The 21024-nt window shown below is 40.0% G+C and carries 17 protein-coding genes and 2 pseudogenes; 10 read left to right on the top strand and 9 right to left on the bottom strand.

The features are described from left to right. Nucleotides 1-6 precede the first annotated feature (6 nt). Nucleotides 7-402 (top strand): acyl-CoA thioesterase, encoded by a 396-nt coding sequence (locus C427_RS22355; RefSeq protein ID WP_007635885.1) that lies wholly within the window; start codon nucleotides 7-9, stop codon nucleotides 400-402. Nucleotides 403-463: 61 nt separating this feature from the next. On the opposite strand, the pseudogene C427_RS22350 reads toward C427_RS22355, so the two are convergent. The 4 genes and pseudogenes from C427_RS22350 to ppa form a co-directional block, all read right to left on the bottom strand. Continuing rightward, nucleotides 464-841 (bottom strand): annotated as a pseudogene (locus C427_RS22350) (methyl-accepting chemotaxis protein); the annotation flags it as partial. Between the two features lie 309 nt (nucleotides 842-1150). Continuing rightward, entirely contained in the window at nucleotides 1151-1624 is a 474-nt protein-coding gene (locus tag C427_RS22340) for a DUF3299 domain-containing protein (protein WP_007635887.1), read from the bottom strand. Between the two features lie 116 nt (nucleotides 1625-1740). After that, entirely contained in the window at nucleotides 1741-2718 is a 978-nt protein-coding gene (locus tag C427_RS22335; RefSeq protein WP_007635895.1) for a Gfo/Idh/MocA family protein, read from the bottom strand. A 92-nt stretch (nucleotides 2719-2810) separates the two neighbouring features. After that, nucleotides 2811-3359 (bottom strand): inorganic diphosphatase, encoded by a 549-nt coding sequence (gene ppa, locus C427_RS22330; protein WP_007635898.1) that lies wholly within the window; start codon nucleotides 3357-3359, stop codon nucleotides 2811-2813. Nucleotides 3360-3672: 313 nt separating this feature from the next. Between ppa and C427_RS22325 the strand changes: the two genes are divergently transcribed. Next, nucleotides 3673-5667, top strand: coding sequence for a sodium-translocating pyrophosphatase (locus C427_RS22325; RefSeq protein ID WP_007635900.1), 1995 nt, complete (start codon nucleotides 3673-3675; stop codon nucleotides 5665-5667). Nucleotides 5668-5803: 136 nt separating this feature from the next. Here C427_RS22325 and C427_RS22320 read toward each other — a convergent pair whose 3' ends face one another. Next, entirely contained in the window at nucleotides 5804-6778 is a 975-nt protein-coding gene (locus tag C427_RS22320) for a class 1 fructose-bisphosphatase (RefSeq protein WP_007635902.1), read from the bottom strand. 256 nt (nucleotides 6779-7034) lie between these two features. Between C427_RS22320 and mpl the strand changes: the two genes are divergently transcribed. Genes mpl through C427_RS22305 form a run of 3 tightly spaced genes read left to right on the top strand, consistent with a single transcriptional unit; the run spans nucleotide 7035 to nucleotide 11118 of the window. Then, nucleotides 7035-8399, top strand: a complete 1365-nt coding sequence (gene mpl / locus C427_RS22315; RefSeq protein ID WP_007635904.1) for a UDP-N-acetylmuramate:L-alanyl-gamma-D-glutamyl-meso-diaminopimelate ligase — start codon at nucleotides 7035-7037, stop codon at nucleotides 8397-8399. A gap of 17 nt (nucleotides 8400-8416) precedes the next feature. Beyond that, on the top strand, nucleotides 8417-9193 hold the full coding sequence (locus C427_RS22310) for a S1/P1 nuclease (RefSeq protein WP_007635906.1): 777 nt from the start codon (nucleotides 8417-8419) through the stop codon (nucleotides 9191-9193). Between the two features lie 8 nt (nucleotides 9194-9201). Next, nucleotides 9202-11118 carry an alkaline phosphatase D family protein gene (locus C427_RS22305; protein ID WP_007635908.1) on the top strand — a complete coding sequence of 639 codons (1917 nt, stop codon included), beginning with the start codon at nucleotides 9202-9204 and terminating at the stop codon, nucleotides 11116-11118. Nucleotides 11119-11126: 8 nt separating this feature from the next. Here C427_RS22305 and hemE read toward each other — a convergent pair whose 3' ends face one another. Next, entirely contained in the window at nucleotides 11127-12191 is a 1065-nt protein-coding gene (gene hemE / locus C427_RS22300) for a uroporphyrinogen decarboxylase (protein ID WP_007635910.1), read from the bottom strand. A gap of 259 nt (nucleotides 12192-12450) precedes the next feature. Continuing rightward, the gene (gene nudC / locus C427_RS22295; protein WP_007635912.1) at nucleotides 12451-13293 is read right to left on the bottom strand and encodes an NAD(+) diphosphatase; all 843 of its coding nucleotides are present in this window, start codon (nucleotides 13291-13293) and stop codon (nucleotides 12451-12453) included. A 191-nt stretch (nucleotides 13294-13484) separates the two neighbouring features. On the opposite strand from nudC, the gene C427_RS22290 reads away from it, so the two are divergent. The 4 genes and pseudogenes from C427_RS22290 (at nucleotide 13485) to C427_RS22280 (ending at nucleotide 16113) form a co-directional block, all read left to right on the top strand. After that, nucleotides 13485-13934, top strand: coding sequence for a transcriptional repressor (locus C427_RS22290; RefSeq protein ID WP_007635913.1), 450 nt, complete (start codon nucleotides 13485-13487; stop codon nucleotides 13932-13934). Nucleotides 13935-14000: 66 nt separating this feature from the next. Then, entirely contained in the window at nucleotides 14001-14465 is a 465-nt protein-coding gene (locus C427_RS22285) for a chemotaxis protein CheX (RefSeq protein WP_007635915.1), read from the top strand. Between the two features lie 106 nt (nucleotides 14466-14571). Then, nucleotides 14572-14837 (top strand): annotated as a pseudogene (locus C427_RS25715) (YjbQ family protein); the annotation flags it as partial. Nucleotides 14838-14937: 100 nt separating this feature from the next. Further along, complete coding sequence (locus C427_RS22280; protein WP_226991074.1) at nucleotides 14938-16113, top strand: OmpA family protein; 1176 nt, start codon at nucleotides 14938-14940, stop codon at nucleotides 16111-16113. A gap of 63 nt (nucleotides 16114-16176) precedes the next feature. On the opposite strand, the gene dnaB is transcribed toward C427_RS22280, so the two are convergent. Both dnaB and recQ read right to left on the bottom strand, forming a co-directional pair. Beyond that, on the bottom strand, nucleotides 16177-17574 hold the full coding sequence (gene dnaB, locus C427_RS22275) for a replicative DNA helicase (RefSeq protein ID WP_034898795.1): 1398 nt from the start codon (nucleotides 17572-17574) through the stop codon (nucleotides 16177-16179). 304 nt (nucleotides 17575-17878) lie between these two features. After that, a complete protein-coding gene (gene recQ / locus C427_RS22270) occupies nucleotides 17879-19696 on the bottom strand; it encodes a DNA helicase RecQ (protein WP_007635922.1) in 1818 nt (605 codons plus the stop codon). 286 nt (nucleotides 19697-19982) lie between these two features. On the opposite strand from recQ, the gene C427_RS22265 reads away from it, so the two are divergent. Beyond that, on the top strand, nucleotides 19983-20906 hold the full coding sequence (locus C427_RS22265; RefSeq protein WP_007635923.1) for a GGDEF domain-containing response regulator: 924 nt from the start codon (nucleotides 19983-19985) through the stop codon (nucleotides 20904-20906). The last annotated feature ends 118 nt before the right edge of the window (nucleotides 20907-21024 follow it).

Genomic DNA, 21024 nt, shown 5'->3' with positions numbered 1-21024 from the left:
TATTGCATGTTTAGTGAAGAGTTTAATGTGCGTTTTTACGAGACAGATGCCTTGGCTCATGTAAGTAATACTGTGCTGGTGGGTTGGTTTGAAAGCGGCCGTGAGCCTATTTTTAAATTATTTAATCCTGAGTTAGATTTGCAAAACTGGTCGCTCATTTTGGCCAGTTATAAAGTCGATTTTTTAGAGCAGATTTTTTATGGGCAGAAAGTACAGGTTAGAACATTTATCAGTCGGATAGGCAGGAGTTCTTTTGATGTCTATCAGGAGTTGTGGCAGCAGCAAAAAAAATGTGCGACTGGCACCACAACTATGGTGCATTTTGATTATCAGTCAAAACAAGCTGTAGCAATAAATAAAAGTATAAAAGCCGAGCTTTTGGCTAATAGTTACTCTGGGTAGAAATATTAATTACTCCATAAAAAAACTAGCATCTGCGGTTTTTTTATGGGCGATTTTAGCATTACACCTTAAATTGTTTAGCTATGCCTTCTAAATGTTTAGCTAATTGTGCAAGCTCTGAGCTTACTGATGCAAGCTTTTTGGAACTGGCGGCCGTTTCTTCAGTACGATTATGGATTTCGTCGACAGTATTACTGATGGTTCTGGCCACATTTTGTTGATCGCCGGTGGAGAGTGCAATTTGGTCGTTCATGCTGGTAATACGGCTAATTGTTTCAGTGATAACCGTCAAACTAGCTCCGGCCTTATTGGCTGTTTCAACACTGGTTATCGCCTGTTCAGTGCCTTTAGCCATGACACTTACTGCAGAACGAGCCGCATTTTGAAGTTGTTCTATGGTTTTCTGAATTTGTTCAGTAAATTGCTGTGTTCTTGATGCTTTCCATTTTGATCAATGCACTTTTGGTGACATCTAAAGCGGGATATTGCACTTCTAATCACGTTTTCTAATAAACCCACATTTTTTAGGGCTATTGAAGTAGTAATACCTAAATGTATTAAGAAACCCACGGTTTCAATAATTGGAATGAGAAACAGCTTTTGCGTAATAGACATTTTTGTCAAAAAATTCATCAAATTAACTTTGTACTGTGTCTGCGAATTTGTGAATATAAATAACGCACTACATCTGAACTTGGAAATCAGCATAGACAATTTTAATTGCTAATTTAGCAGTTTTACAGTGTTTTTAACCATCATAGGGACTGACGCTGATACCTACTAAGGAATATCCCACGGTTGCCAAATCACCTTCCCACCCTTTTGTGGATAGGGTACCGGTGACCCAAACAGCATCATATAAATTATCTATCGGCACCGCGTCTAAAAACTTCACGTAAACTATTTGATTTGCTGGTGGTGGTGGCACATGAATACAGGCACCAAAATACGGAACTAACAAAAATTCAGTGGTTGTTTCGTTGTCACCCTCTAAGGGAACAACAAATCCTGGTATTTTTACTAGCTTGCCATTTAGACTCTCGACTATGGGCGCATCTAGTCCCATTTGTAGCATATTGCCGTCGTGGCTCAAAGGAGTATCGGGAGTTTGATAATCTGGCGGCACCATGTCTTCCCAAAAAAGCTCTAGTGGTTCTTTGGCAAATATTATCTGACTGAACAAGAATAATATTAAACACGTTGCATTGATCATTTTTATCATAAGTTCTTATTTGCCTGAATTTGATTGGCCCAATAAATGATTTCTGATTAGTTCGCTTTAGACATCGTCGTGTGTATGCCTATACCCTTTTAACTTTGTTAAAAGGGCTGTCATGTTTATGGGTCTGTTGGGAAAATAACCCCAGTTTGAATACGCACATCAGTCAGTACTTTTGCCAACGTTAGGGATCGTGTTTTTGATTTAGTATTAATTTTATTTATGATTACTTGGTCAGCAAAAGCGTTTGCTTCATAGAACATTCGGTTTTCTTTTTGCCCTACACTCAAGTCAGTAATATGGCCATTACGATCGATTCTACTCACTTTATTGCAAGTCGAAATCATCTCAATTTGTAGGCATGCTTGTTCACCTTGAATTTCACTGGGTAAAAATGAATTAGAGGTTTTTGAATGCATTAAAACAGCATCAAACCCATTATAACCTAGAATGATGCTGCCATTACCATCAACCCCAGATTCTAAAATATCTGCTGTAGCATACACCGATTTTGGCTCGCCAAATAACTCTATTGCTGCACCTAAACAATAATAACCAATATCCATTACGGAGCCATTTGAGAACGATGGATTAAATGTATTGGGGTTTTCCCCTCTTAAAAATTTCGGATATCTAGACGAGTATTGACAGTAGTTAAACATCACTTTTCGAAGCGTTCCAATATCTTTAATATTTTGTTTTAAAACAGCAAAGTTGGGTAAATATGGCGTCATAAATGCTTCAAATAGAACCACATCATTTTCTTCTGCAGTTTTATACATATCTTGTGCTGAGGTATAATCTGAAGCTAAAGGTTTCTCACAAATGACATGTTTGCTGCTTTTCAGCATTCGAATTGATTGATACTTGTGAAAAGAATTTGGGCTTGCAATATACACAGCCTCAAATTCTGTTGAGCTTGCAAATAGCTCTAAGTCATCAAAGAAATACTTCACATTATATTTGAGGCCAAAATTCTGCGCTTGCCCAAAGGATCGCGAATAGACGGCACACAATTCAAACCTACCCGTTTGCAAGGCTCCTTGAATAAAATTATCTGTTATCCAGTTTGTCCCAATTACAGCAAGTTTAATCATGGTTTATCTCTTTTTTGATCTATTACCCATAACTTCCATAAAAAAGCCGGTTAAAACCGGCTGTTTAAAAAATTAGATGTGGACAAGCTTTACTAAAAAGCAGGTTTCTGTTCTTCTGCTTCGTATAACTTAACACTGTTGATTAACTCGGCTTTAGCCGCTGCAGCGTCTCCCCATCCCTCAATTTTCACCCATTTGTTCGGCTCTAGGTCTTTATAATGTTCAAAGAAATGCTGTATTTGATGCTTAGTTAATTCAGGAATATGATCTATATCAGTAATACCACGATAAATTGTTGATAACTTATCAGCAGGTACGGCAAGAATTTTTGCATCTATACCCGATTCATCAGTCATTTTTAGCACTCCAACTGGGCGGCACTTGATGACTGAGCCAGCTAAAAGTGGGAAAGGTGTCATCACTAATACATCAGCTGGATCGCCATCTTCAGACAACGTATGCGGGACATAACCATAGTTAGTAGGGTAGTGCATACAGGTTGCCATAAAACGGTCAACAAAAATGGCACCAGATTCTTTGTCCACTTCATATTTAACAGGATCAGAATGAGCAGGAATTTCGATTATTACATTAATTTCATCTGGTAAATTTTTACCAGCGGGTACGGCGTTAAGGCTCATAGTAATACCTAAAGTTATTGAATTTTATAGCAAAGATTATAATGCCTTGAGACACAAGATGAAACTCAACAAAGTGATTAAAGTGCAGACTAAGTACAATTATTGATTAAAACTTGAACTAAATATCAAATTCTCGTTATAGTTGCATTGAAGATGTAAATAAATTGTAAATAAAACAATAAAGTAGCCACGTACTCATGAATGTTGTTAGTAATGAGAGGCTGGCGTAAATGGTTTGCAAAGCCTACTCACTTTTGAATTAATTCATGGTGGTTTGCTTTGTGTCATTGTCACATTAACTCAGGGAACTTTCATGACTGAACTATTCTACCTGCCACCTATCTTGGGATTTGCGGGCTTAATCAGCGCTTTTGTTATCTATTTAATGATTAAAAAATCACCTGTTTCTAATCCGTCTATTATCAAAATAGGTGATGCCATACATTCAGGTGCAATGGTGTTTATGCACCGCGAGTATAAAATGTTGTTCATTTTTGCTTTAGTCGTGGGTATCGCCTTGTATTTTTCCTTAGGCCAATACACCACTATGGCTTTTGTTGCGGGAGCATTATGTTCTGCCTTTGCAGGTTATATGGGCATGTTTACTGCCACCAAGGCAAATGTGCGGACCACTCAAGCTGCTCATGACGAGGGTCCAGCTGCTGCGCTGACTATCGCTTTTATGGGAGGGTCTGTGATGGGGTTATGTGTCGCGTCAATGGGGCTCTTGGGTTTAGGATCTCTGTACTGGTTCTTTGGTGGTGATCCGGCCACAACACACGTCATCCATGGATTTGGAATGGGCGCTTCTATAGTTGCATTGTTTTCAAGGGTAGGAGGAGGAATTTTCACTAAAAGTGCAGATGTTGGTGCTGATTTAGTAGGTAAAATTGAAGCCGGTATTCCTGAAGACGATCCGCGCAACCCCGGTGTAATTGCTGATAATGTCGGCGACAATGTAGGAGATGTGGCAGGCATGGGTTCAGACATCTTTGAATCTTATTGCGGCTCAATGATTGCCACTATTGCCATTGCTTCGACCATGGCTGTGGGTTTACTAGGAAGTCGTGAGTCTTTAATGTTCTTGCCGTTGGCATTAGCCTCTACCGGTTTGTTGTGTTCGGTTGCAGGCATAGTCATCGTTAAATTGTTATCAGCCAGTAAACCTGACGTGGCTTTGCGTGCGGGTACGATGTCAGCAGCAGTGATATTTATCGTTGCGGCTTATTTTGTGGTAGCCAATCTAGGTGTGAGTGACCATGTCTGGTGGGCGGTTGTTTCTGGCGCTGTGGGCGGCATAATTATTGGTTTAGTGACTGAATACTACACCGCGTCCACACCGGTACGTAAAATAGCTGAGGCAGGTGAAACTGGCCCTGCTACCGTGATGATTACAGGGCTGGCAGTCGGTATGCAATCTGTGGTTATTCCTGTGCTAACCATTTGTGCAATAATTTTTGCTTCTACGCAATTATCTGGTTTATACGGGGTAGGCATTGCTGCTGTTGGCATGCTGGCAACCGTGGGCATTACTATGGCAATTGATGCTTATGGTCCGGTGGCTGACAATGCTGGGGGCATAGCTGAAATGGCAGGACTTGGAAAAGAAACCCGTGCTATTACTGACTCCTTAGATGAGCTTGGCAATACCACCGCCGCTATTGGAAAAGGTTTTGCAATAGGCGCAGCTGCATTAGCTGCATTAGCTATTATCGCCGCGTTTATCGAAACCCTTACCACTAAATACCCAGACTTTACTTTGAACCTAGGCGATCCGATGGTCTTAATAGGTTTATTTATTGGTGGCCTGCTGCCATTTTTAATTGCCTCTATTACTATGACTGCGGTAGGTGATGCTGCATTTGAAATGATCCAAGAGATCCGTCGCCAATTTAGAGAAATTGAAGGCCTAATGGAAGGTACCGCTGAGCCTGATAATGCTCGTTGTATTGATATCGCTACTCAAGCTGCGCTGAAAAAAATGATTTTACCCGGTGTTATAGCTGTAGGTGTGCCACCGTTGATTGGTTTTGGCTTAGGTGCTTATGCATTAGGTGGGATGTTGGGCGGAGCACTGTTAGGTTGTGTTTTACTCGCGCTGATGATGGCGAATGCGGGTGGGGCTTGGGACAATGCTAAAAAGTATGTAGAAAAAGGCAACTTAGGTGGTAAAGGCTCTGACACTCATGCTGCTGTGGTAGTCGGGGATACAGTAGGCGATCCATTTAAAGACACATCTGGTCCTTCTATGAATATTCTAATCAATGTAATGGCAATCGTAAGTTTAGTGATAGCGCCGCTGTTATAACTAAAATACATCTGGTGCAGTATATGTATGAACATTGTAATGGCGATTGTAAGTTTAGTGATAGCGCCACTGTTATAATGTTTAAAATAAAAAAGCCTCGGGAGAGGCTTTTTTATTTATTATTCAGGACTAGGCATTAATTTTTATTGTTGTAACTTAGACACGTTTCAACTTCTTCTTTTGAGCCTATTAATACAGGTACACGTTGATGAATTTCAGTCGGCATCACTTCCATAATACGTCCGGTGCCTGTTTCAGCTAAACCACCTGCTTGTTCTACAAGAAACGCCATGGGATTGGCTTCATACAACAAGCGTAATTTACCGGCTTTGCTCGGATCACGCTTGTCGTATGGATACATAAATATACCGCCACGGGATAATACTCTGTGGATATCACCAACCATTGCAGCAACCCAGCGCATGTTGTAATCCTTTTCTCTAGGGCCTTCTGTACCAGCCAATAAATCATTAATGTATGCTTGAATGGGGGCTTCCCAATGACGTTGATTAGATGTATTAATTGAGAATTCAGACGTTTTCTCAGGCACTTTAACATTAGGTGTGGTTAACAAAAATCCACCATGGGTTTTATCTAAGGTATAAAGATGAGTACCACGCCCGGTAGTTAGAGCAAGCATTGCGGAAGGACCATATAACACATAACCGGCTGCCACTATTTGTGTACCAGGTTGCAGAAAAGCGGAGGGATCATCTGGCTTCATCCACTGTGGCGCGTGAGTAATTGAAAATATTGTTCCAATTAAGCTATTGATATCGGTGTTAGATGAACCGTCTAGGGGATCAAAACTGACTAAATATTTGCCTTCTGGATTACAAGGAACAACGTCGTCTTCTTCCTCAGATGAAATCGCTTTTACATAACCTGATTCACTCAAAATGTCTTTTAGGATTTGGTTAGAAATTACATCTAACTTCTTCTGTCTTTCGCCTTGAACATTGTCACTTAACGTTGAACCTAATACACCGGCTAGGGCACCTTGACTGACCCTAAAAGCAATTTCTTTACAACCTGCTAATAATGTTCTTAGAAGCAGGATTAGCTCCATAGGTGCACCATCTTCTTGAAGTTGCGAGTTAAGTCTTTTCATTATGCGTAAATACCTTTTAGTTGTATGGCCTTAAAGTGGTAGGGGTGAAGCTCGGTTTTTATTATTATAATTACAGCAGAATAATTATACCTTCAATAAACGAGAAACTCAGTAACCGAAACGTATTCTTTATAACCTAATTATAAATATGTCCATGCAATAGCCGTCATAATGAAGTATTTTTTTACATTGTTGATTGGGTTACAGATCTTTGTTCTGGTAATCTATTGGTCTTAGACATTTTGAACGGCAATCTATGCATTTACATATTTTAGGTATCTGTGGCACTTTTATGGGTGGCATTGCAGCTATAGCTAAAGAGCTAGGGCACGAAGTGACTGGGTCCGATAGTAACGTTTATCCGCCTATGAGTTCGCAGTTAGAGTCTCTGGGTATCGAATTGTTTGAAGGTTACGATACCAAACAATTTAAAAACGAACCCGATATTGTGGTTATAGGCAATGCTTTGTCCCGGGGTAATGAAGCGGTAGAGTTCGTTTTGGACAGAAACCTACCTTACACCAGCGGTCCACAGTGGTTACTTGAAAACGTGCTTAAAGATCGTTGGGTATTAGCTGTATCTGGCACTCACGGCAAAACTAGTACCTCTAGCATGTTAGCTTGGATATTAGAATATGCAGGTTTAAAACCGGGATTTTTGATTGGTGGTATCCCTCAAAACTTCGATGTGTCTGCGCGTTTAGGTGAAAGTCCATTTTTTGTTATTGAGGCTGATGAATACGACAGTGCGTTTTTTGATAAGCGCTCTAAGTTTGTACATTATCGCCCACGCACTTTGGTGATGAATAACCTTGAGTTTGACCATGCTGATATTTTTACTGATTTAAGTGATATTCAAAGACAGTTCAACCATTTATTACGAATGGTTCCAAACAACGGTTTGGTACTGCTGCCCAAGTCTGATAATAACCTGCGAAAAGTCTTAGACATGGGATGCTGGACTCCAGTACAGTTTACAGGCGGCGATTGGCAAGTACAAAACAGCAACCCCGAGTGCAGTGAGTTTGAAGTTATGTTCAAAGGGCAAGTTCAAGGCAAAGTGCACTGGGAGCTAATGGGTGAACACAACGTTAATAATGCGTTGATGGCGATAGCCGCGGCAAAACATAGTGGTGTTAAAAGCGACTTGGCAGTTGCAGCGTTAAGTCAGTTTGTTAATGTAAAACGCCGTATGGAAGTGAAAGCGATAGTTAATGGCATTACTTTATATGATGATTTTGCGCATCATCCTACCGCTATTGCATTCACTATTGATGGACTCAGAGCAAAAGTAGGCAATGGCCGAATTTTGGCAGTATTAGAGCCTCGTTCTAACACCATGAAAATGGGGGTTCACAAAGATACACTGGCGGCTTCATGGTCAAGTGCCGATCAAGTGTTTATTTTTGAACCATCAAATTTAACTTGGTCAATGGATGATCTACTGTCGCAGAGCAATGTAATAGCCATGTTATATAAAGATATGCATATGTTGATTAAATCGATTATTTCTTACGCTAAACCAGGCGATCATATTTTGGTGATGAGTAATGGTAGTTTTGGTGGAATTCATGAATTGTTGACAGAACAATTAGCAAAAATCGCATTAAATAAAAATTAAGTAAAGAGTTATTAAGAATGAAATTAAATAAACTAATAATGGGTGTAGTTGCGGCAGCAATAAGTTTTCAAGCATTAAGTTGGGGTCAAGTTGGACATCGTGTAACAGGGGCGATTGCAGAGCAATATCTAACACCTGAAGCACAACATGCCATCAGACAATTGTTAGTCAATGAAGATTTAGCAGAAGCCTCGACTTATGCCGATGAGATGAGATCAAATCCTATCGAGTTTTGGAAAAAAACAGCTAACCCTTGGCATTATGTCAACGTGTTTGACGGTAAAGCTTATTCAGACGTAGCACCGCCACCTGAAGGCAACGCAGTGACTGCTTTAGAGATGTTTGCTAAACAGCTAAAAAGTACACAAACAAGCTTTGCAGAGAAACAACTCGCGCTGCGATTTATTGTGCATATTATTGGTGACTTACATCAACCCTTTCACGCCGGAAATGGTCTTGATAAAGGAGGTAACGACGTTAAGCTGAAGTTTTTTTGGGAAGAATCTAACTTACACCGCGTTTGGGATTCAGGTTTGATTGACAGACAAAAATTGTCCTATACAGAATGGACTAACATTCTAAGCCGCAAAATTTCTGAGCAGCAGGCTAATCAATGGATGGAAGTTGATCCTAAGGTGTGGATAGCTGAAAGTGCCAAGGTACGCGCTAGTGTATATCCTGAAAATGATAAATTATCCTGGGATTATCAATATCAAAACCTACCCATTGTAAAACAGCGTCTACAAATGGGTGGTGTAAGAATTGCTGCTTATTTAAATGCTTTGTTTAAATAACCGAGCGTATGCAGAGTGTGACTGAAGATAGGCCCACATCACTACCAAAAATACTAGCTGGGCCTATTGTTCGGCGAGCAAATGCAAAGCAAGTTTGCTTTTGGTTGATAACCAATAAAGCCTATAAATTTTCTGTTGAGTTATTTAGTCAGCAACCACAGGCAACTTGGTTTGATGCGCAGCTAGATGAGAAGCAACTCTGCCAAGTTCAAGTAGGCACTTATGCTTTTGTCAATTTGCTCACTCTAGAGCCTAATGTCGAAATATCATCTGGAAGTCGGGTGAGTTACGACATCAGCCTGCTAGACAAAGATGGCAGTAGAAGTCATCTATGTGAATTACTGCCCTCATTACTATATTCAGGTCAATCTTATCCTAGTTTTTTGATCCGCAGACAAATTAGACAAATGTTACACGGCTCTTGCCGAAAGCCCCACCACGATAGTAACGATGGATTAGTCATTGTTGATCAACAAATTGAGTTAGGATTGACAGGGAAAATTGAGCCGCCTGACTTGTTAATGATGTCTGGTGACCAGGTTTATACTGATGATGTAGCAGGACCAACGCTGGTGGCGATTAAACAGACTATTGATAATTTGGGTTTGTTTCATGAAGAGCTTGAAGGGGCGACTATAAATAATAGCCGAGAGATATTCGAACATAAACACTGCTTTTATCAACGTCCCAAGCTACTGCCAGATGACCCAAGTACAACCAATACCTACAATCAATTTTTTGCAGGTAAACGTAAACCTATTTTTACCTCGGTTAATGCTAATAACCACTTAATTTCATTTGCTGAAGTGATGGCTATGTATATTCTCACTTGGTCACCCGAAATGTGGCAACGGGTGCACATCAGTGATGCGACAATCCCCGAAGCTTTTAAACAAAAATTTTCGAAAGAACAGATTATCATTGAAAATTTTGTTGTTGGTTTAGATAAAGTCAGAAGAGCCTTAGCCCATGTGCGGGTTTACATGATTTTTGATGACCATGATATTACTGATGATTGGAATTTAACCCGTGGCTGGGAGGATGCGGTATATGGTAATTTGTTTGCCAAACGAATAGTGGGTAATGCGCTGGCGGGATATTGGTTGTGTCAGGGGTGGGGCAATGACCCAGACAAGTTACAACCGTTATTTGAATCCTGCCGTGGGTTTTTTACTGAAAATGGCGTCATTCACCATGATCTACTGGTTCAAAATTTACTTGAGTGGGAGCACTGGCACTACTGCCTGGGAACATCACCTAAGCTGGTGGTATTGGATACACGTACTCAGCGTTGGCGTTCTGAATCAAGTTTAAGTAAACCCTCAGGGCTTATGGACTGGGAAGCCTTGTGTGAATTACAGCAAGAGTTAATCGGCCAAGAGGCTGTGATTATGGTCTCAGCGGCACCTATTTTTGGTGTGAAATTGATAGAAACGATACAACGTATTTTTACTTTTTTTGGAAGAGCTCTGACCGTCGATGCAGAAAACTGGATGGCACATAAAGGCACCGCCAGTGTGATGCTCAATATTTTTCGTAACCGTAAAACCCCACCGAACTTTGTTATTTTATCAGGTGATGTGCACTATTCATTTGTGTATGACATTACCCTAAGATTCAGACATAATAGCCCGAACATTACCCAGATAACCAGCAGTGGTATCAAAAACGAATTTCCTGATAGGTTGCTAAAATGGTTCGACAGGCTTAATCGCATTATGTACAGCAAATATTCGCCTTTAAATTGGTTTACTCAGAGACGAAACATGCTGGTTAGACATCGTAAGCCAAATGCTCACACACTGACCACACTATCAAATGGATCCGGCATAGGATTACTTAAAATAGATCAGGCTTGTAGTAAAGTTGAGGCACAGCAGCTGTGTGCCTCAGGAGAGATAGTCACTTTTACTAAAAAGGACTAAGTGCTTATTTATTGGTGAAAAGGTTTGCTCAATTTATGCACCGCATCAATAAATACTTTGGCATTGTCAGGCGGTACATCTAAATGAATGCCATGCCCAAGATTAAACACATGACCATTTCCTTTTCCAAAGCCATCTAAAATAAGTTGCACCTCTTGTTCAATACGGGCAGCCGGTGCATATAACATAGATGGGTCCATATTACCTTGCAATGCAACTTTGTCGCCGATACGTGCTTTTGCATCAGCCATATCAACGGTCCAATCTAGACCCACAGCGTCACATCCTGTTGCAGCGATAGATTCCAACCACAAACCGGCATTTTTAGTGAACAAAGTAACCGGCACTTTACGCCCGTCGTTTTCGCGAGTGAGACTATCAACAATTTTATGCATGTATTGCAGTGAAAACTCTTGGTAATCGCGACCTGACAATACGCCACCCCATGTGTCAAACACCATCACTGATTGAGCACCGGCGGCAATTTGTGCGTTCAGGTACAAAATAACTGAATCAGCTAGTTTATCGAGTAAAAGGTGTAATGCTTGTGGCTCACTAAAGGCCATTTTTTTGATTTTGGTGAAAGCTTTACTTGAGCCGCCCTCAATCATGTAAGTAGCCAGCGTCCAAGGACTACCAGAAAAACCAATTAAAGGCACTGTGCCATTTAAATTTTTGCGAACAGTGCGAACTGCATTCATCACATAACCCAATTCTACTTCGGGATCCAGAACGGGTAATTTTTTAATATCAGCCATACACGTTAATGGCCTTTCAAATTTTGGGCCTTCTCCGGTCTCAAAATATAAACCTAATCCCATGGCATCAGGAATAGTCAAGATGTCGGAAAATAGTATGGCCGCATCTAAATCGAACCTGCGCAACGGCTGAAGTGTGACCTCGCAGGCTAATTCAGCATTTTTACAGAGTGACATAAAGTCACCCGCTTCAGCTCTAGTGGCCTTGTATTCAGGTAAATATCGACCTGCTTGGCGCATCATCCATACCGGTGTAATGTCTACAGGTTGGCGTAACAATGCTCGTAAATATCGGTCGTTTTGCAATGGCTGCATTGATTTCCTCAAATTAGAAGTAACTTGCCCTGCTAGTCTAAGGGCTTAAAAAGGACTGTATTGTAGCGATTTTATTCATTGAAAGAAGGGTAAATTGAACTCTATCTAGCAAAAACTTGCATATTAAGAGTTTTCTCTGTTATAACTATGTCGCGAAAGCAATTAAAATAAGAATCTCGCTAACGAGACCAAGACGCTAAGATATTCAAACCCCACTTATGTGGGGTTTTTTATTTCGGTTGATATAAGCGCTATTATTCTAGGAATGCGTCGGCGCAGTGATGTTTTTCTGTTGTTTTATTTCTTCGAGTGTATGCTCAATAAGTCTTCCAGCAATTGATTGTTTGGGTGGAATATTGGGTAATTTGTCGGGGGCAAACCAATATGCTTCAAGTATTTCTTTGCCGTCAACTTTTATCTCCCCTGAGTCAAAATCTGCCAAGAAACCAATCATTAAAGAGTGAGGGAAAGGCCAAGGTTGGCTTGAAAAGTAACGCAGGTTTTTAACCTGTATGCCTACCTCTTCAAATACTTCTCTGTGAACTGCCTGTTCAAGTGTTTCACCACTTTCTACGAAACCAGCTAAAGTCGAAAACATTTGCCGAGAGCGTTGCGGTTTACCTTGAGCTAACAATATTTTATCGTTATGGCGGATAGACACAATGATACAAGGTGAAATTCTAGGGTAACAGCGGTGCTGGCATCGTGAACACTGCATAGCCATTTCCCAATCTATTTGTTGCATAGCGCTACCACATTGGCCACAAAACCTATGTGTACGCATAAAAAGTGCAATTTGCCATGCTCTAGCAGCAATGCCAAAAAAGCTAGTCTGATTTTGCATTAATAAAGCACGCATACTGACAAGGGAAAGTTGTTCGTGCTCAATATGTTCATTGCCCATATCAATCAGGAAGCAAGGTAAGTCGCGATGACTACCTATTCGAACAATTTGATCATGATACGCATGAGCAAAACTGAGTGTCTCCCATGTTTCTATCATTAATCCTGTGTTATCAGTAAATTGAAAAATTTTTTCACCGCTAAAAATTAACCAAATAGCTTTTGTTTCGGCGGTTACCGATATATTTTGTTCGATCATATAGTTACCAAAAATCAAATGTTCTATCTTAATTTAACACAGTAAAACGCAGCACAGAAATATACTTTGATAGAGTATCGAATCATTAATATTGTCTAAAGTAGTAGCGTATTACTAATATTAAATGCTTAAAATAAGCAACCTATAAAAAATAGTGTTATTATTAGATGCTTTTTTTGGAAGGAATAAATGTGACTGATATTTGCCAACATTCTATTGCGGATCAGGTGTACAAAGCTAGGCAATTTTGTGAAGACAAAGGGGCTAGGTTTACTCTGCTCCGAGAGAAAGTATATGCATTATTACTCGAACAACAAGGTGCTGTAGGTGCCTATGAGTTATTGGACGCTCTTAAACTAACCGAGTCTAACGCTAAGCCAGCTACTGTCTACAGAACTTTAGATTTTCTCCTAGAGTTTGGTCTCATTCATAAAATAGAATCCACTAATGCTTTTGTAGCCTGTCATCATTTTGATTGTAATCACCCTGTACAATTTTTAATTTGCGATACTTGTGGTGATGTCAAAGAAATTCAATCCGAAGGTTTAAAAGATACCTTAGATAAACAAGCTCAAACTGTTGGTTTTAATATAGTAAATCAAACAATTGAAGCTCACGGTACTTGTGCTGCTTGCCAATAAATTCAAACCCAAACTCAAACTCAATTCCAAATTCAAATTCAAATTCAATAAGGAAAATTTCATCCAATGAACGCTGAGTTTATTAATCCCTTTATCGCTGCTTTAATCAACGTAATGCAAACCATGGCACAAATTGAGTTATTGCCAGGCAAACCCAAAAAGAAAAGTGATAATACAGCGGGAGGGCAGATTTCTGGATTGATTGGTATGGTGGGTGAAAAAGTCCAGGGTTCCATGTCTATTTCTTTTGATGAGGGTCTAGTGTTAGAAATTATGCACAAAATGTTAGGGGAGAAACCTGCCAGTATTGATGCTGACGTACAAGATATGGTGGGTGAAATCACCAATATGATATGCGGTGGAGCCAAAAACGAATTGGGCCAGAAAGGCTATGATTTTGGTATGGCCACCCCTATTGTTGTTTCTGGGGAAAATCACACTATAAACCATCAGGTGGATGGTAAAAAAATGGTGATGCCGTTTTCTCATGCATCGGGTAATCTTTACTTAGAAATGTGTTTTAACAAGTAACAAGTACATAGATACCTGCGGTTACAATAATCTATCGTTTGATCCTCTTAAAGCAGGGGATATCATTTAAGAAACTCAATCAGCTTAAGGTTTGAGACAAGTCTAAGTAGGTTCATTGCATCTTTTTATTCAGCAAAATAGCGCTGGCTTAACTATTAATGAAAACGCCAATCCTATTGTGCGCAAAGATGTAGAGTCGCATATCAAAAAGATAGTGCCAGAGCATATGGCCTATTACTTATAAAACCATGAGGGAGCAGATGACATGCCGGCCCATATTAAAACCAGTTTACGTGGCAAGGACTATTATTGGGTGAACACCGAGTTAATGCAGAAAGTCGTAATTTAATTGTGACTATTTGCGGTACATAGGTATCTAAACACAATAAAGTAGTTGATTTACAAGTATGCATATATTTGATCAAAAAAATATGCGAAACAATTTGGAATGATAATGAAGGGACGAATTAAAATGAAAAAATTATTGATTTTAAGTGCAGTGGCTGCATCTTTGAGTGTAAATGCACAAACCCAAACTGAAGATAGTGAAAAGTGGGTTGCCGGCTTTATTGAATATTATTCAACTGATAAATCAGGATCTGGTTTTCCAGATTATTTAGATAATGGTGTTGGTCTTGGTGCAGAATTTGGATTTAAATTTAGTCCAGAGTGGGCTACACGATTAGAAGTAGCTCACTTGAACATCGATGCAACTCCTACAGATAAGTCTGGGAATAGAGTTGGTGTTGATGCTTTATATTTTTTACCAGACGACCTAATGTATGTTTTTGGTGGTGTAAAAATTACAAATTTCAATGACACGGATTTAATGGGCAATTTCGGTCTGGGTAAACATTGGGATGTGGGTAACGATTTTAAAATTATCACTGAAGTTGCTGTCTATCAGCTTATAGATGGCGGCGATACTCATATGGGATATAAAGTGGGCCTCGCATATACATTTGGCGGTTCAACAGTATCGACAACGTCTAAAGACAGTGACAATGATGGTGTATTTGACAGCATAGATCAATGTGCTAACACTCCAATAGGCACTCAAGTTGATAACGTAGGTTGTGCGCTTGACTCTGATGGTGACGGAGTCTTAAATGATGTTGATATGTGTCCTGATACACCGGCTGGAACAAAAGTTGGTGCCAAAGGATGTAGCTTAATACTAGATGCTGACCAAGACGGTATTTTAGACGAGCAAGATCAATGTGCAGACACACCGATGACAGATAAAGTCGATGCAAATGGTTGTAGTGTATTTACAGAAGAGCAAGTATCGATAGATATAAAAGTATTGTTTGGAAATAACAGTTCGGTTATTAATAACCCTGATGATGCACAATTTCAGGAATTTACTGACTTTATGAATCGTTACCCAGCAACAGATACTCTAATTGAAGGCCATGCCTCAGCGCCTGGTGATGCTGATTACAATATGACGGTGTCTCAAAAGCGTGCAGAAGCGGTTAAAACACTGTTGATCAATACGTATGGTATTGATAGTGTTCGTATAAAAGCTAAAGGGTTTGGCGAAAATCAGTTGTTGGATACATCCAATACAGCAGCAGCAAATAAAGTAAACCGTCGTATTACTGCAAAAGTAACGGCAAGCAAAAGAATGAAAGTAGAAAGATAAGTTACTGAATTCAAAAAAAGAGATGCAATTGCATCTCTTTTTTTGTTTATAAATTAGTGGTGATTAGTATTTATCTTCTACAGCAGGTCCAGAATAATTATCGAAACGTGAAAACTGACCTTGGAACGTCAGTCGAGATGTACCTATTGGACCATTACGCTGTTTACCAATGATAATTTCGGCCACACCTTGATCTGTGCTTTGTTCGTTATAAACTTCATCTCGATAAATAAACATAATTAAATCGGCATCTTGCTCAATTGACCCTGATTCACGTAGATCTGAGTTAATGGGGCGTTTATCACTGCGTTGCTCAAGGCTCCGGTTTAACTGCGATAAAGCAACAACAGGTACTTCTAGTTCTTTTGCCAAGGATTTAAGAGAACGTGATATCTCAGCAATTTCTAAGGTTCGATTATCACTCAATCCAGGTACCTGCATTAATTGTAGATAATCAATCATGATCAGGCTGATCCCTCCTTTTTCACGAGCTAATTTTCTTGCTCGGGTACGCACATCCATAGGGGTCAATCCAGAAGAATCGTCAATAAACAGATTGTCTTTGTCTTTTAGCATGGCCATGGTGTTCGACATTCTTGCCCAGTCTTCATCATCAAGTTGAGCCGTTCGAATTTTTGTTTGATCGACTCGGCTCAGCGATGCCAACATCCTCATCATAATTTGCTCAGCAGGCATTTCTAAGCTGAATACTAAAACTGGCTTTTCTTCGAGCAGCATAGCATTTTCACATAAGTTCATCGCGAAGGTAGTTTTACCCATTGAGGGTCTGGCCGCTACAATAATTAAATCAGAAGGTTGCAGGCCACTGGTTTTTTTATCTAGGTCGGTGTAACCCGTAGACACACCGGTGACCTCTTTATTACTTTTAACTAAAATTTCAAGACGATCGATGGTTTTTGTTAACACCGCCTCGACATTCTTTGGGCCTTCATCTTTGCCGGTGCGTTTCTCAGCTATTTCGAATACTTTACTCTCAGCCATATCGAGAATTTCGCCGCTGTTGCGACCTTCAGGATTATACCCTGTATCAGCAATGACATGGGCAACGCCAATCAGCTCACGGATCACCGCACGTTCTTTGATTATTTGTGCATAAGCAGATACGTTGGCTGAGCTAGGTGTATTCTTGGCTAATTCACCTAAATACGCAAAGCCACCTGCAGACTCTAACTCATCCATACCTTCTAAATCTTCAGAAACAGTAATTAAATCAATCGGATGACTTTTGGTTAGGAGGCGTACAATAGCGCGGAAAATAATTTGGTGTGAGCGGTTGTAAAAGTCTGTTTCCACCACCACTTCAGCCACTTTATCCCACGAATCAGGGGCTATGAGCATACTACCCAAAACTGATTGCTCAGCTTCAATAGAGTGAGGTGGGACCTTCAGTTTTTCAACCTTAGCGTCTGAATTTTTTTGTGGAACAGCTTTAACAGGCATCGATTTAATCAGCTCAAATAGGGTCAATCAGTATGCGCCAAATTGCTCTGAAAAGTAAACCTTGAGTGGCATTTGCTTTTATAATATTTACTTAACCTGAACTCGTGTTAAGACGTGCCGCGTCCATAGAAGTAATTACAATATGTTAGATGCTGCCAATTGGTTTGCAAAGACATTGAATGCATCCAGTGATGCTATTATTGCGTTTACCGAGACGAGCTTGTGAGGGAATAGCAGGCTCAACGAAGATAGGCACAATAATAGAGGCACTGGACGTTATGGTATGGCTTATCCTGAGCTCAGGTTACTTATTAATGTGCTTCGAAATAGCAGCGATAAAACGTTCACCGTAACGTTCGAGTTTAGTTTGACCCACACCGTGAATATCCAAAAAGTCGAAACTAGACTCTGGAAATTTATCTGCCATGTCGGCTAATGTTGCATCGCTAAATACAACAAATGGCGGAACGTCATCCTGTTCAGCAATCGTTTTACGTAAATATTTAAGTTTAGCAAATAGCGCTCGATCATAATCTGGTGCGATAAATTGTGCTTTTTTGCCTAAATCAAGACTCAGTCTTGGTACCGCAAGCTGTAGTTTTTGTGCTTGTTGCAGTATTGGCCTTGCTTCTTCTGTAAGCTTCAAGACTGCATTTTGGGTGATATCCACTCTAAGAAAACCACGGTGGATCAATTGATTAATAATATTATGCCAATAAGCATCAGATTTATCTTTGCCGATAGCATAAGTCGTCAATTTATCATGACCGTGTTCTAGAATGCGTTTTAGTTGTTTACCCCTGAGTACATCAATCAAATATTGCCCAGCAACGGATTGTTTGAGTCGAAATACACAAGACAGAACTTTTTGCGCCTCTACGGTGCCATCAAAGGCTTTGGGAGGATCGAGACAGATATCACAATTTCCGCAGTGCCCAGCAGAATATTCAGCAAAGTAATTGAGTAAAATTTGTCGGCGACAGGTTTGTGCCTCACCAAACGCTTCCATAGCCGCAAACTTTTGCAGTTCTACACTATTTCTTTCGAGATTTTCACCGGTTGATATCCATTGACGAATACGAGCTGCATCTTTTTCATCAAATAGTAACAAGGCTTCGGCGGGCATACCGTCTCTGCCTGCTCGGCCTATTTCTTGGTAATATGATTCAATACTCCTGGGTAAGTCAAAATGTAAAACAAAGCGCACATTGGACTTATCTATACCCATGCCAAATGCCACAGTTGCCACAATAATATCAATTTTATCTTGTATAAAATCACGCTGAATCTTATCTCGAATTGCACCTTCAAGACCTGCATGATAACCGGCACAATTGATCCCTTGTTTGGCCAAAGCAATGCTCAGATCGTCTACTTTCCTGCGACTATTACAATAAATAATACCACTACCATCTTGTTGTTTAATAAAAGCGATCGCTTGTTCTGTGGCCTTATACTTTGTGATTTGGTTGTAGCGAATATTAGGACGGTCGAAACTTCCCTTAAAGATAAAGGGTTGCTGTAAATTCAACTGCTGGGTAATATCTGCACGGGTAGCAAGGTCAGCCGTAGCAGTTAAACCCATAATTGGGATATGCGGGAAGGTGCCTTTTAATTGCCCAAGTAGTCTGTAGTCCTTTCTAAAGTCATGGCCCCAATGAGAGACGCAGTGCGCCTCATCAACAGCAATAAGACTAATTGTAAGTCCTTGTAAACGCTGAATAAAATCCAGTTGCATAAGCCTTTCAGGCGCTACGTATATTAATTGATACTTGTCATCTTGCATGCCCTTATAAATGTTGAACATATCTTGTGAGGACAAGGTTGAATTTATATAAGCGGCATTGACCCCATAGGTCAAAAGAGCATCGACCTGATCTTTCATTAAGGATATGAGAGGTGAAACAACAATCGTCAAGCCAGGTAACAACATAGCCGGAATTTGATAACACAAAGACTTACCGCCACCAGTAGGCATGAGTACCAACACATCTTTTTGTTGCATCACTTGGGTTATAACTTGTGCTTGTCCATCACGAAAACGATCATAGCCAAAGGTCTGCTTTAATACTTGTTGCGCTTGGGTAATTGCAGGAGATGACTGTACTGGATAATCTGGCAACTGTTGCTCAAAAGGTATTAGAAAAACCTAAGTTTACGTGTTTTTATCTCGAGGTTCACTCGTTAAGAAGGAAAAAACTGTCCAAATTGTATGCCAAGGAAAATATATGTCAAAACGTATGTTAACTAATACCTTGTTCGCTAACTTAAAACATAATTATGCTCGCAATATAAGCTATAAAATGGTTTATTAGTGGTTAATAATCATGCAAATGAGCAGTTTTATTAGGCTTACCAATACTGACCTCATTAGTCGGTAGCTGATAGTCGTATTTTGCAAGGACGTTATGACCGTTTATAACCACCATCTTACATTACTTATTATTGACGACGATGTTGTCAATATAACTTCACTCTCCTCACTTTTTGCTAAGACATTTAATATTGAAACAGCCCAAGATGGTAAAGCTGCATTGCAGATTATTATGCTTAAAGATATTGATTTGGTTTTGAGCGCAGTGAACTTGCCAATCATTTCAGGACAAGAATTGTGTACCTTCGTTAAAAATAGTCAACTTACCGCCTACATTCCAGTTATATTTCTGGCAGATAAGCCAAGTCTTGACGAAGAAGAGGAGTGTTTAGCTGTAGGCGCGGCAGACTATATTAATAGAAACACACGGCCTAATATTTTGGTGTCTCGAGTTACTAATTTGATGACGATGGTTGCCCAACATAAAAGACTTGCCGAAGTCTCATGTACTGATGGTCTGACAGGTTTGGCCAACAGAATGCAGTTGGATACTATGCTAAATAAGGAATGGTACGCAGCAGTCCGGGGTAGCCATTCCGTCGCAGCATTAATTATTGATATTGATAACTTTAAGTTGTTTAACGATGAGTTTGGTCACTTGGAAGGTGATAAATGTTTAAAAGTTATAGCTTCTGTTATAGCCTCAAGTAAAAGGAGAGATCGCGATTTTGCTGCAAGATATGGAGGAGAAGAATTCGTGCTTCTGTTACCTTTCACCGATTTGAAGGGGGCTAAGCAGGTGGCACAAGAGTTAATCCAAAATGTGCAAAACAGAAGCATTCAAGCTGCTAAAACCGCTTCGCACCCATTTGTGACGATAAGCGTCGGTATTTCTGCCTTTAGCCCAACTCAGAGTAAAAATGCCGTGACAACTCCTATAGATTTGATCAACAAGGCCGACATCAATTTATATAAAGCTAAGCAGGCGGGTCGCAATCAGTATTCTGCGACTTCATAGTGGTTAAGAGACTAGATTTAAGCAAACATTTTTAAATAAAGCTAAGCAAGATAAAAACACTTATCAGCAGTAAAGTAGGGGGGGGTAAATAGTTTTAGTATTAAAATCCGATAATTAT

The sequence above is a fragment of the Paraglaciecola psychrophila 170 genome (assembly GCF_000347635.1).
GTDB classification, from domain to species: domain Bacteria; phylum Pseudomonadota; class Gammaproteobacteria; order Enterobacterales; family Alteromonadaceae; genus Paraglaciecola; species Paraglaciecola psychrophila.
Note: the sequence above shows the minus strand (reverse complement) of the source record. Positions and strands in the feature narration are given on the sequence as shown.